The 12,477-nt window shown below is 64.6% G+C and carries 9 protein-coding genes; 7 read left to right on the top strand and 2 right to left on the bottom strand.

Annotated elements, in window-relative coordinates; translation table 11 throughout:
• Positions 1–7 precede the first annotated feature (7 nt).
• The 4 genes from QA642_RS36270 (at position 8) to QA642_RS36255 (ending at position 5,480) form a co-directional block, all read left to right on the top strand.
• Positions 8–1,738, top strand: a complete 1,731-nt coding sequence (locus QA642_RS36270) for a cation:proton antiporter (RefSeq protein ID WP_283081179.1) — start codon at positions 8–10, stop codon at positions 1,736–1,738.
• Positions 1,739–1,907: 169 nt separating this feature from the next.
• Positions 1,908–2,984, top strand: coding sequence for a 3,4-dihydroxy-2-butanone-4-phosphate synthase (ribB, locus tag QA642_RS36265; RefSeq protein WP_283081178.1), 1,077 nt, complete (start codon positions 1,908–1,910; stop codon positions 2,982–2,984).
• Between the two features lie 193 nt (positions 2,985–3,177).
• Entirely contained in the window at positions 3,178–4,392 is a 1,215-nt protein-coding gene (locus QA642_RS36260) for an acyl-CoA dehydrogenase (RefSeq protein ID WP_283081177.1), read from the top strand.
• A gap of 170 nt (positions 4,393–4,562) precedes the next feature.
• Complete coding sequence (locus tag QA642_RS36255; RefSeq protein ID WP_283081176.1) at positions 4,563–5,480, top strand: MBL fold metallo-hydrolase; 918 nt, start codon at positions 4,563–4,565, stop codon at positions 5,478–5,480.
• A gap of 73 nt (positions 5,481–5,553) precedes the next feature.
• Here the strand turns inward: QA642_RS36255 and QA642_RS36250 are convergent, their stop codons facing one another.
• Positions 5,554–6,408 carry a DUF1499 domain-containing protein gene (locus QA642_RS36250; RefSeq protein WP_283081175.1) on the bottom strand — a complete coding sequence of 285 codons (855 nt, stop codon included), beginning with the start codon at positions 6,406–6,408 and terminating at the stop codon, positions 5,554–5,556.
• Positions 6,409–6,857: 449 nt separating this feature from the next.
• Between QA642_RS36250 and QA642_RS36245 the strand changes: the two genes are divergently transcribed.
• Both QA642_RS36245 and QA642_RS36240 read left to right on the top strand, forming a co-directional pair.
• Positions 6,858–8,006, top strand: coding sequence for a hypothetical protein (locus QA642_RS36245; RefSeq protein WP_283081174.1), 1,149 nt, complete (start codon positions 6,858–6,860; stop codon positions 8,004–8,006).
• 57 nt (positions 8,007–8,063) lie between these two features.
• Positions 8,064–9,260, top strand: coding sequence for a TAXI family TRAP transporter solute-binding subunit (locus QA642_RS36240; protein ID WP_283081173.1), 1,197 nt, complete (start codon positions 8,064–8,066; stop codon positions 9,258–9,260).
• A 313-nt stretch (positions 9,261–9,573) separates the two neighbouring features.
• Here QA642_RS36240 and QA642_RS36235 read toward each other — a convergent pair whose 3' ends face one another.
• Entirely contained in the window at positions 9,574–11,202 is a 1,629-nt protein-coding gene (locus tag QA642_RS36235; RefSeq protein WP_283081172.1) for a fatty-acid--CoA ligase, read from the bottom strand.
• 65 nt (positions 11,203–11,267) lie between these two features.
• Here QA642_RS36235 and QA642_RS36230 point away from each other — a divergent pair, with 65 nt between their 5' ends.
• Positions 11,268–12,365 (top strand): extensin family protein, encoded by a 1,098-nt coding sequence (locus QA642_RS36230; protein WP_283081171.1) that lies wholly within the window; start codon positions 11,268–11,270, stop codon positions 12,363–12,365.
• Positions 12,366–12,477: the final 112 nt, after the last annotated feature.

The raw sequence follows: 12,477 nt of genomic DNA, 5'->3' as shown, positions 1-12,477 counted from the left end.
ATTTGGCATGCACGAGCTCATTCGCGACATCACTCTTTGTATCCTGTTTGCCTGGATGCTGGGCCTTTTGGCCCATTTCTCCCGGCAACCGCTGATCCTGGCCTACCTTATCGCCGGCTTCTGCATAGGTCCATTCGGCGCCGGCTGGGTCAAGTCGCAGGAATCGATCAGCGTCATCTCCGAGCTCGGCCTGATCTTCATGCTGTTCATGATCGGCCTCGAGATCGACCTGAAGAAGATCGTGCGGGCGGGCAAGGTGATCCTGTTCGCGGCGGGGGGCCAGCTGCTGGGCGGCTGCCTGCTCGGGATGCTGTTCTTCGTCGGCATCGGCCTGTCGCTCGGCGGCGGCCATTTCGATGCGCTCTATCTCTGCGTCGCCTGCGCGCTGTCGAGCACGGTCATCATCGTCAAGGTGCTCTACGAGAAGCGCGAGCTCGACACGCTGCCGGGCCGCATCACCCTCGGCGTGTTGGTGCTCCAGGACATCTTCGCCATCCTGTTCCTGGCGGTGCAGCCGAGCCTCGCAAACCTGGAATTCACCGTCATCCTGCTCTCGATCGGCCGCGTCGCGGTGCTGGTTGCGGCTGCGCTCCTGGTCAGCCGCTACGTGCTGCCGCGTCTGTTCCACCAGATCGCCCGCCGGCCCGAGCTGATCCTGCTCGGCGCGCTGGCCTGGTGCTTTCTCGTCGCCGAGACCGCCGAGCGGCTGTCGCTGTCGCGCGAGATGGGCGCGCTGATCGCCGGCGTCTCGCTCTCGACCTTTCCCTACGCACTCGACGTCACCGCCAAGGTCACGACGCTCCGGGACTTCTTCATCACGCTGTTCTTCGTCGCGCTCGGCATGACCATTCCCGTGCCCGGTCTCTCCGTGATTGGGCTCGCGCTGATGATCGCGGCGTTCACGGTGGTGAGCCGGCTCGTCACCACCTTCACCCCGCTCTATCTGATGAAGCAGGGCCTGCGCGCCAGCCTGCTGCCGGCACTCAACCTCGCGCAGATCTCCGAGTTCTCGCTGGTGGTGATCCAGACCGGCGTCACCGACCACCACATCGCGCCCGAGACGGCGAATGCGGCCTCGTTCGCCTTCGTGGTGCTGGCGGTGCTCTCGACCTTCGCGATGAGCCGCAGCGACGAGATCACCCGCTGGGCGATCGGCCCCCTGAAGCGGATCGGCCTGAAGGACCTAGACGACGGCCAGGCGCGCGGCGAGGAGGGCCACGAGGGCGGCCATGGCGAGGCCCGCCGCATCGTCATCCTCGGCTTTTTCCGCGCGGCGAGCGCGCTGCTGGCCGAGATCGAACGGCAGACACCAGTGCTGCTCGAGCAGATCACGGTGGTTGATTTCAACCCCAATGTGTACCAGACGCTGCTGTCGCGCCGCCTGCACGTGATCTATGGCGACATCAGCAATGTCGACACGCTGCTTCATGCCGGCATCGCCAAGTCCGAGATGATCATCCTCAGCGTGCCGGACTCGCTGCTCAAGGGCGCCACCAACGAAAAACTGGTCCGCCACGTCCGCGCCCTCAACCCGACCGCCCTGATCGTGGCCACCGCCGACCTCCTGGCCGATGTCGGCGAGCTCTACGAGGCCGGTGCCAGCTACGTCACCGTGACCCGCCTCAGCGACGCTCATGAGCTGTTTACCGTGATCGAAGCCGCCCAGGCCGGGCTTCTGGCCGACAAGCGCGCCGAGCTTGACCTGCGGCTCGGCGAGCGGCGCGAAGTGCTGCCCTGACGGCGGTCTTCCCCCTGGGCCATCCGCGCCTATATCGCTGGTATCTGCGGTGCAAGCCTGAAAGCCGCGGGCAGGCCCGCGAGCCGGAATATGCGGTTGCGTCCAGGACACTAGCGCCCCGGCCGAAGTCCGGCTAAGCCTCCCGCTGATAACCGATAGAGATTGGGACATGCCCGATAGCGTTCAGGAAGTATTGCAAGCCTTTGCCCGGGGCGAGCTCGTGGTCGTCACCGATGACGAAGACCGCGAGGGCGAGGGCGATCTGATCGTCGCCGCTTCGCTCTGCACCGCCGAGAAGATGGCGTTCATCATCCGCCACACCTCCGGCATCGTCTGCGCCCCCGTGACCACCGAGGACGCCCGTCGCCTGCGGCTCGATCCGATGGTCGCCCACAACGATTCCGCGCACACCACCGCCTTCACGGTTTCGATCGACTACAAGCCCGACGGCGGCACCGGCATCTCGGCCGAGGAGCGCGCCTCGTGCTGCCGTGCGCTGTCCAATCCCAATGTCGGCGCCCACGACTTCGCCCGTCCGGGTCATATCTTCCCGCTGATCGCCAAGGATGGTGGCGTGCTGCTGCGGTCCGGCCATACCGAGGCCGCCGTCGATCTCTGCAAGCTCTCCGGCCTGCCGCCGGTCGGCGTCATCAGCGAACTGATGAACGACGACGGCAGCGTGATGAAGGGCGAGCAGGTCGCGCAGTTCGCGGCCAGGCACAAGCTCAAGCACGTCACCATCGCCGACATGATCGCCTACCGCCAGGCGCGCGAGAAGCTGATCGAGCGGGTCTCGACCTTCGTCACCGAGAGCCCGATCGGCCCCTTGCAGGGCTACGCCTACCGCTCGCCGTTCGACTCCATCGCCCATGTCGCCTTCGTCTACAACGGCGTCGGCGACGGCAAGAACGTGCTGACGCGCTTCCACAAGCCGAACATCGTCAAGGACACCTTTACCGGCCACAAGCGCATGGCGGCGGTGCTCGAGCATTTCAAGAAATCCGGCCGCGGCGTGCTGGTCTATCTGCGCGACGGTGCGGCCGGTGTTCCCGTGTCGCCGCTGCCGGACGAGTCTTCGACGGAGGCCGACCGCAACCGCCAGTGGCGCGAAGTCGGCGTCGGCGCGCAGATCCTGCGCGATCTCGGCGTCACCTCGATCCGCCATCTCACTTCCTCGGTGCACGACTACAAGGGCCTGTCGGGCTTTGGCATCGAGATCGTCGCCAACGAGCAGCTCGAGAGTTGACACGCAGTGTCGTTCCGGGATGGCGCTGAAAGCGCCAGACCCGGAATCTCGAAGCGGCGAGCAAAGGGATTCCGGGTCCGACGCTTCGTAACGGCCCGGAATGACCGAAACCAGGATGCAATTGCACTTGTTGCCGCGGCGCTTTAATTTGTCGGGCAATTATTTGACGGAACCAGACGCGAAAGGACGTTTCATGAGCGTGCGCCCTCAAACCAAGGACAAGCCGGCTGCGGCTTCCTTCCAGTGGGACGATCCGTTCCTGCTCGACGAGCAACTCACCGAAGACGAGCGCATGGTGCGCGACACCGCCCGCGCCTACGCCCAGGACAAGCTGCTGCCGCGCGTTTCCAAGGCCTATCTCGAAGAGAAGACCGACCGCGAGATCTTCAACGAGATGGGCGAGCTCGGCCTGATCGGCATCACGCTGCCCGAGGAATATGGCTGCGCCAACGCAAGCTACGTGGCCTACGGCCTCGTCGCGCGCGAGATCGAGCGGGTCGATTCCGGTTATCGCTCGATGAACTCGGTGCAGTCCTCGCTGGTGATGTATCCGATCTACGCCTATGGCGATGAGAACCAGCGTAAGAAGTATCTGCCGAAGCTCGCCAGCGGCGAGTGGGTCGGCTGCTTCGGCCTGACCGAGCCCGACGCCGGCTCCGACCCGGCCGGCATGAAGACCCGCGCCGAGAAGGTCTCGGACGGTTATCGCCTGACCGGCAGCAAGATGTGGATCTCGAACGCGCCGATCGCCGACGTGTTCGTGGTCTGGGCCAAGTCGGCCGAGCATGACAACCAGATCCGCGGCTTCGTGCTGGAGAAGGGCATGAAGGGCCTGTCCGCGCCGAAGATCGGCGGCAAGCTGTCGCTTCGCGCTTCGATTACCGGCGAGGTCGTGATGGACGGCGTCGTGGTTCCCGAGGACGCGCTGCTGCCGAACGTCTCCGGTCTGAAGGGCCCGTTCGGCTGCCTCAACCGCGCCCGCTACGGCATCTCCTGGGGCGCGCTCGGCGCCGCCGAGGACTGCATGCACCGCGCGCGTCAGTACACGCTCGACCGCAAGCAGTTCGGCAAGCCGCTCGCCGCAACGCAGCTGGTGCAGAAGAAGCTCGCCGACATGGAGACCGAGATCGCGCTCGGCCTCCAGGGCTCGCTTCGCGTCGGCCGCCTGATGGACGAGGGCAAGTTCGCGCCCGAGATGATCTCGATCATGAAGCGCAACAATTGCGGCAAGGCGCTCGACATCGCCCGCACTGCCCGCGACATGCACGGCGGCAACGGCATCTCGATCGAATACCACGTGATGCGCCACGTCCATAACCTCGAGACGGTGAACACCTACGAGGGCACCCACGACGTCCACGCCCTGATCCTGGGCCGCGCCATCACGGGCATTCAGGCGTTTTTCTGAGCGCCACGAATTCCGTGGTCGTTGTTTTTGCTCAGCTGTCATCGTCCGCGAAAGCGGACGATCCAGTATCCCAGAGACCTCGCCTTCGCCACTGACGCCACGGCGTACTGGATACCCCGCCTTCGCGGGGTATGACGGCGGGGGTGGGGCAGCAGTGCACAGGAAGTCTCATGTCCGACAACGACGACGTCCCGTTCAACCGCAACTTTCCGCTGAAGCCCGGAATCGTCGAGGAAGTCCGCCCCGGCGTGCGGCGCGTGCTTTGTAACAATCCGAGCCCGTTTACCTTCACGGGCACCGTCAGCTACATCGTCGGCAAGGGCAACGTCGCGATCATCGATCCCGGTCCTGACGATGCGGCGCATGCGGCCGCGCTGCTCGATGCCGTGCGCGGCGAGACCGTGAGCCACATCTTCGTCACCCACACCCACCGCGACCATTCGCCGAACACGGCGCGGATCAAGCAGGCGACCGGCGCGCCGGTCTATGCCGAGGGCCCGCACCGCGCCTCGCGTCCGCGTTTCGAGAGCGAGAAGCACAATCCGGAATCCGGTGCCGACCGCGATTTCGCGCCCGATATCAGGATCGCCCATGGCGACGTCGTCGAGGGCGACGGCTGGCGGCTCGAGGCGGTGGCAACGCCCGGCCACACCGCCAACCATCTGGCGTTCGCCTGGCCCGAGCGGAAGTTCAACTTCGTCGGCGATCACGTCATGGGCTGGTCGACCTCGATCGTGGCGCCGCCCGACGGTTCGATGATCGACTACATGGAATCGCTCGACCGTCTCGCCGCGCGCGATGAGGATTTGTATTTCTCCGGCCATGGCCCTGAGATCCCGGACGGACAGCGCTTCGTGCGTTTCCTGATCAGGCACCGCAAGGCGCGCGAGGCCTCGATCCTGCATCGCCTCGCCAAGGGCGAGACCGACATCCCGACCATGGTGCGCGCGATCTATATCGGCATCGACCCGCGCCTGACGACGGCCGCCGGCTATTCCGTGCTGGCGCATCTGGAGGATCTCGTCGCCCGCGGCGTGGTGGCCACGGATGGCGATCCCGTGATCACGGGATCGTACCGGATGGCCTGAGGGCGAATAGCGAATGGGGAGTAGCGAATAGGCGGTCTTCCACTCGCTATTCGCTACTCTCCATTCGCCCATCTCACTTCTTCACCGTCTTCGCCGGCGCCTTCGGCGGCGTCACCGGCGTCTTCTTCACCGGCTTCAGCGCGTCGGCATCGGCGGCCGTGTTGAGGTCCTCGATGAACTTGGTCACGCGCGCGGCGTTGCTGCCGAGGTCGCTGTCGAAATGGCGCGAGGCGGAGCGGATGTCGACGCGGGAATCGTCGCCATCGGGCACGACCCTGATGGAAATGTCCTCGCGCAACCCCATGATCGGCGTGCGCGCCACCGCCTCGATGCGGCCGATGCGGCGCGGCGGCCTCGGCTCACGTTCGTCGATGACGAGCCATTTGCGCTTGAGGACGAGCTGGCGCGCGATCGCATAGGCGCGGTCGACGGGGATCTCGAGCTCGATCGGCTCGATATCGGGATAGAACTGGCGCTGCTGTTCGGCCGAGTAGAGACCGGCATAAACCGCGGTGTTGGCGCCTTCGACGGCGCGCAGGGGCGCCAGCGCCTCGAAGCGCGGCGGGTCGATCGGGTCGGTGGTGATGTCGTGGATCGCTGGCAGCTTGCGGTATTGCAGGCCGAGATAGGCGGGGTAGGCGAGGATCGCGCCGTCGATCAGGAAGGCGAGCAGGATGCGCGCCATGCCGCGCGAGCCGTTCTGCCAGATCGCGGCAAAGCCGGCGAGACCGAACAGGATGGAGAGCCCGGCGATCGCAAGGCCCCCCAAGAAGGTGACGAGCGCCGGCTTCGGCTCCAGGAAGCCGAAGCGGACGATGAGGATCGACACCAGCACCGCCACCACCGCGAACACAGCCAGATTGCGCGCCCAGCTCGCGAGGCTGGACACGGGCTCCGACTGATAGGGAGCGGAAAACCTGCGGGCCATTGATGAAAACTGCCGGGTTGGGGCTTGGCCCGCCGCCAGGGGGGCCGATTGAAAACTGGCTGCTTGAGACCACGGCGGCCCGGCAATTTCAAGGTTTGCGGACGATACGGCACAGAGAACAGATGGGATTTTGCAACTTCATTGATTAACCATTCAATCTAAATGATCTTTAGTTGTAGATTGACTTGGTCGCAGTTTCGCCCCAAGGCTCTACTGCAGGTTGTCGGAACCGCCGAGGCGAGGGACCGTCCGGCGAAAGGTCAAAAAAAGAACAACGGCAAGGAACAACGGCGGGCGTCAGCCGGACACGTTGCAAGAGTGACCTCAGCTCCCGGTCGTGCCGCAAAGGCTGACCGGATGTGCGCGGTTGCGCCTCATGAGCTGCAAGGATCGCAAACAGCGTAGCCGGTGCCGACCAGCGCGGCTGGTGGGCCGCCCCATCAGGGCGAGTGTTCAGTATTAGTGGTGGACGGCACGAAGGCGATATCGATCCGCAAGATCCGATGTACTACGCGCCGCGCGACTTGCGCGAGCGGACGGTGCAGCCGACGGCGGCGCCAAGACGATCCACGGAGTCGACTGCCGGTGGCCCGCCCCTGCAATCGCCCGGCAACCCGCGACGTCGTGACCATTCGGATGTGTTCTCCAAAGCCGTCGCCCAAGCCATGCACGAGGCGATGGAGCCCATGGAGGTGCCGGCCGCCCTTCGTAACTCGGGAAGGAGCGCGCTGCTCAGCGTAGTGGTCAGGTTCGCGATCGCGGCAGCAGTTGCGGGAGGCATCGCGCTGATTCTCGTCATCGTCATTCCGGCATCGCAAAGGCCTGGAGTTCAATCGAACGACGCCACATCGATCTCGTCGCTTTGGCAATCAGTGAAAGCCGCGATCGGTCCGGCACCGCAACGCAAGCAGGTCGCGACCCTTGCGGTGGAGGACAGCAGCGGGCTTGCCAACGCCCCCTTGCCGCTCGGGATGCGCGTGGGTGCTCCCCCTTCCGGCGCTATCGTTGCCATCAACGGACTGCCAGCCGACGCACGGTTGACGTCTGGCAAGCGCGTCGCCAACGAGTGGCGCGTGCCGGCGTCGGAAGTTTCCGCCGTGTCGGTCATTCCGCCAGACGGTTTCGTCGGCCAGATGGTCGCGATGGCAGAATTGCGCGACAGCAACGGCGCCGTGCTCGTGGTTGGCTCGAGCCGACTTTCCTGGAAACCCGCCGCCAGAGACGCTCCGCAGCCGTCGACAGCCGTCACGGCCGTACCGCCCGCGCGCTCCTTGGTGGCCACCCCACCGCCGCAGACGGACGCCGTGCGTAGCCTGGATCCGAGGGAAATTTCTGGCCTCGTCAAACGTGGACAGGATTTGCTCACCAGCGGCGACGTCTCGGCGGCGAGGCTCCTGCTGCTGCGTGCGGCCGAAGCAGGAGACGCGCGCGCCGCGCTGCTGGTGGCCAGGACCTACGATCCGAACGTGCTCAAGCAGTTGGGCGCCAGCGGACCGCTCGCGGACCTCGCGCAGGCCCGCAACTGGTACCAGAGGGCAAAAGAATGGGGCGACCCCGAGGCGCAGCGACAGCTTGATACGCTCACGCCCGCCCGCTGATCCCGGCCGCGTGCGTCGCGCGCGCCTGTCAATCTCGACCATTCGGAGTTTCACGACATGATCATCCGACGTTTGACCGATCTGGCATTCGGCTGCGCGGCCGGGGTCGCGGTGCTGCTGGCGACGCCGGCCTTTTCCCAAGACAGGGGAGGCGAGATCGACCCGGCCGCAGTAAGCGAGGGCCTGAAGGCGATTTTCAGCTATTCCAGCACCAGCAAGAGCACGCGCGAGCGGCTCAACGCCAACACCGTGACGCTGATGTCAGGCACAATCGGCGGAACCTATGTCCAGTTCGGCGCCGATCTTGCCTCCGCGCTGGATGACGGCGACCGGATGCGGGTGCTGCCGATCATCGGGAGGGGCTCTGTCCAGAGCATCGCGGACATCCTTTTCCTCAAGGGGGTCGATCTAGGCATCGTGCGCGCCGACACGCTCGATTACCTGGAAAGGAAGGGCTACACCGGCAACATCCGCAACCAGTTCGTCTATATCACGAAGCTCTACAATGAGGAGATGCACGTCGTCGCGCGGTCGTCGATCCGCAGCCTTGCCGATCTGAACGGCCGGCGTGTTGCCGTCGACTTGCCGAACGGAGGCACTTTCGTCACCGCAATCACGATCTTCGAGAGGCTCGGCGTCAAGCCGGTCTACGCCTATATCGAGCAGCGCATCGCCTATGAAAAACTGAAGAACGGCGAACTCGACGCGGTGATCGCGGTGCAGGGAAGTCCCTCCAAGGCCGTGAGCCAGGTGAAGGGAGAAGACCTGCATTTCGTGCCGATCCCATATAGCGGGCCCTTGCAGAGCGACTATCTTCCATCCGTCCTCAAGGCGGAGGACTATCCTTCACTGATCCCACCTGGCGGCCGCGTTGACACGATCGCTGTGCCCGCCATCCTTGCGGCTTACAACTGGCCCGCAAAGACCGAGCGATACGGTAAGGTGGAGCATTTCGTTCAGGTCTTTTTCGACCGTCTGAAAGACCTGCAGCGGTCGCCCTTCCATCCGAAGTGGAAGGAGGTGGTGTTGAGCGCGCCACTGAAGGGATGGAATCGCTTCCCGCCGGCGCAGGAGTGGCTCGACCAGCATTCCGGTCCAGCCTCCGACACACGCGCGAGATTCGACCAATTCCTTGCCGCACAGACCCGCGAAACCGGCCAGCAGGGCGCGCGAACGCCGGAACAGGACGAAGCGCTCTATCAACAATTCCTGAAATGGCAGAAGGGCACCGGCCAGGCGGAGGCAAAGCGTTAGAGCATGATCCGGAAAAGTGCGCAGCGGTTTTCCGAAAAGATCATGCTCAAACAACAACCTAAAGCGCGATGACGTCAATCCTAATCTCATCGCGCTTTAGAGCATGATCTGCCGAAGGTCGCATCAGATCATGATCACTCTGCCCGACCTTGATACTTCCCGGAGGGCCAGAGGCCCTCACGAGATTGGATCGATTTGCGTTCGTGATGAAACCGAGCTCCCCCGCAAGCGGGGGAGATGAAGCGAATTCGCAACCGCAGGACCGACCAGGTCTTGGGGCAAGAAGGTCTTGGGGCAAGCTATTCCGGTCCGCTCACGCCGCCGCATTCGGGAAGCGGTAGTCCTTGAACTGGTCGCGGAGCGCCGTCTTCAGGATCTTGCCCGTCGCCGTATGCGGGATGCCGTCGACGAAGGCGACGTCATCGGGCATCCACCATTTGGCGATCTTGCCGTCCATGTATTTCAGGATGTCCTCGCGCGTAGCCTGCTGGCCCTGCTTGAGCTGCACGATCAGGAGCGGCCGCTCGTCCCATTTCGGGTGGAACACGCCGATCACCGCGGCCTCCGCCACGGCCGGATGGCCGATTGCGAGGTTTTCCAGGTCGATCGAGGAGATCCACTCGCCGCCGGACTTGATCACGTCCTTGGAGCGGTCGGTGATCCGCATGTAGCCGGCCTCGTCGATGGTCGAGACGTCGCCGGTGTCGAAGAAGCCTTCCTCGTCGAGGATGTTGGCGTCGACCCGGTAATAGGCCTTGGCGACGGCGGGCCCGGAGACCTTGAGGCGGCCGAAGGTCTTGCCGTCCCAGGGCAGCTCCTTGCCGGCATCGTCGGTGATCTTCATCTGCACGGCGAAGGGGGCATAGCCCTGCATCTGGAGCACGTCGAGCTTGGCATCGCCGGTCGCGTTCTGGAACGGTGGCTTCAGCGCCGCGACGCTGCCGATCGGGCTCATCTCGGTCATGCCCCAGGCGTGGCGGACGTTCGAGCCCATGTCGAGGAAGGCCTTGATCATCGAGCGCGGCATCGCCGAGCCGCCGCAGATCACCATCTTCAGTTCCGGCAGCTTCAGATTGTTGGCGGCCATGTGCTGGAGCAGCATCAGCCACACCGTGGGGACGCCGGCGGTGTGCGTGACCTTCTCGGTGGAGAGCAGCTCGTAGACCGAGGCGCCGTCGAGCTTGGCGCCGGGCATCACCAGCTTGGTGCCCTGCGAGGGCGCGGAGAAGGCGATCCCCCAGCTGTTGGCGTGGAACAGCGGCACCACCGGCAGCATCGTCTCGGAGGCGCTGGTGCCGAGCGCGTCAACATTGTTGGCCATCAGCGCGTGCAGCACGTTCGAGCGGTGCGAGTACAGCACGCCCTTCGGGTCGCCCGTGGTGCCAGAGGTGTAGCACATCGCCGCGGCCGTGTTCTCGTCAAAGTCCTTCCATTTGAATTTGCCGTCGGCCTGCGCGATCCAGTCCTCGTAGGCCATCGCGTTCTTCAGCGTGGTCTGCGGCATGTGCGCCTTGTCGGTGAGCACGATGTAGCGCTCGACGCTCGGGAGCTTGTCGGCGATCTTCTCCAGGATTGGAACGAAGGTGATGTCGGTCATCACGATGCGGTCCTGCGCATGGTTGATGATCCAGGCAATCTGCTCGGGGAAAAGACGGGGATTGACGGTATGGCAGATGGCGCCGATCCCCATGATGCCGTACCAGACTTCGAGATGGCGCCAGGTGTTCCAGGCGATCGTTGCGACGCGGTCGCCGAGCTTGATGCCGTCGCGCTCCAGCATCTGCGAGACCTTCAGCGCGCGCTTGTGGATTTCGCCATAGTTGGTGCGATGGATCGGTCCCTCGACCGATCGGGTAACCACCTCCTGCTTGCCATGAATCCTGGCGGCGTGTTCGATGATCCGGTGGCAAAGCAGGGGCCAATCTTGCATCAAACCGAGCATTCCGAAGTTCCTCCGAGAATTCGCTGGGCGGATTATAGCTCTCAGCGTTGGGCCAAAGAATTGTCATGAGTTTTAGCCTGCCGGACTTTCGCCGCAAATGGTCTTGTCGCGGCTATATGTCCGCCCGCGCGGCAATGGTTACCGCTGTAGTCGGATTGTCGCTCGTGCTGACTGAGCGGGCAGAGGCGCGCAAATATGCTGCGCCGCTCGATATCTTTGGTCTTGGTACACCACGGCCGCGCGCGGCGGTTCATTCGGTGAAGATACCGCTACCCAAACCTCGCCCTGACGAAGCCCCCAAGGCGACGGACGAGGCCGCGCCGGAGCCCGATGGCAGGCCTTCCCCGGACAAGGCTTCTCCCGACAAGCCCGGCGCCAACAAGCCCGCCGAGGCCGCGCCGCCCGAGAAGCAGCTCTCGGCGTGCCGGCTGGCGCTGACCGAGGAGATCGCTATCGCGCCCTCCATTCCCGACATCCGCGGTCCCGGCGCCTGCGGCGGCGAGGATCTGGTGCGGCTCGAGGCCATCGTGCTGCCGGACAAGCGCAAGGTTTCGGTCAAGCCGGCGGCGATCCTCCGCTGCACCATGGCCTCCGCGATCGCCGACTGGGTACGCAAGGACATGGTGCCGCTGGCGGCGAGCCTCGGCTCGACCATCAGCGATCTCGACAATTTCGACAGTTTTGAGTGCCGCGGTCGTAACCGCGTGGTCGGCGCAATGCTGTCCGAGCACGGCAAGGCCAATGCGCTCGACGTCCGCGCCATCAAGCTCGCCAGCGGGCAGTCGATCGGCCTCACCGACCGCACCATGTCGCGCGACGTGCGCGAGCGCGTGCTGCATTCGGTCTGTTCGCGGTTCTCCACAGTGCTCGGTCCGGGTTCGGACTGGTACCACGAGGACCACATCCATCTCGATCTGGCGCAGCGGCGCAACGACTACCGGATCTGCCAGTGGAACGTCTGGGATCCCATGCCGCAGGTCGCTCCGCTTCTGCCGGCGGAACGGCCCGAGGACGCGCCGCCGCGCGAGGTCGCGGCCAAGCCGGAGGATAAGGGTGCGGCTGATGACGAGGCGGCGGAGAAATCTCCGGCGCCGGCGGACAAGCCGGCGGCCGATGGCGACAAAGCTCGGCGGCACAAGCCGGCAACAAAAAAGCGCTGGTGAAACCGGCGCTTTTGGATTCGTCAGATCAGGAAGCGATCTTGGTTGTGTGCAAACGGATAGGTCGGACGCGGCGTGGTCGCCAATCATTGCAGGCGGCCGGTGCTGGCGCATC

The organism is Bradyrhizobium sp. CB2312 (genome assembly GCF_029714425.1).
Lineage (GTDB): Bacteria > Pseudomonadota > Alphaproteobacteria > Rhizobiales > Xanthobacteraceae > Bradyrhizobium.
The sequence above is the reverse complement of the archived record's forward strand: the minus strand, read 5'-3'. Positions and strand labels throughout refer to the sequence as shown.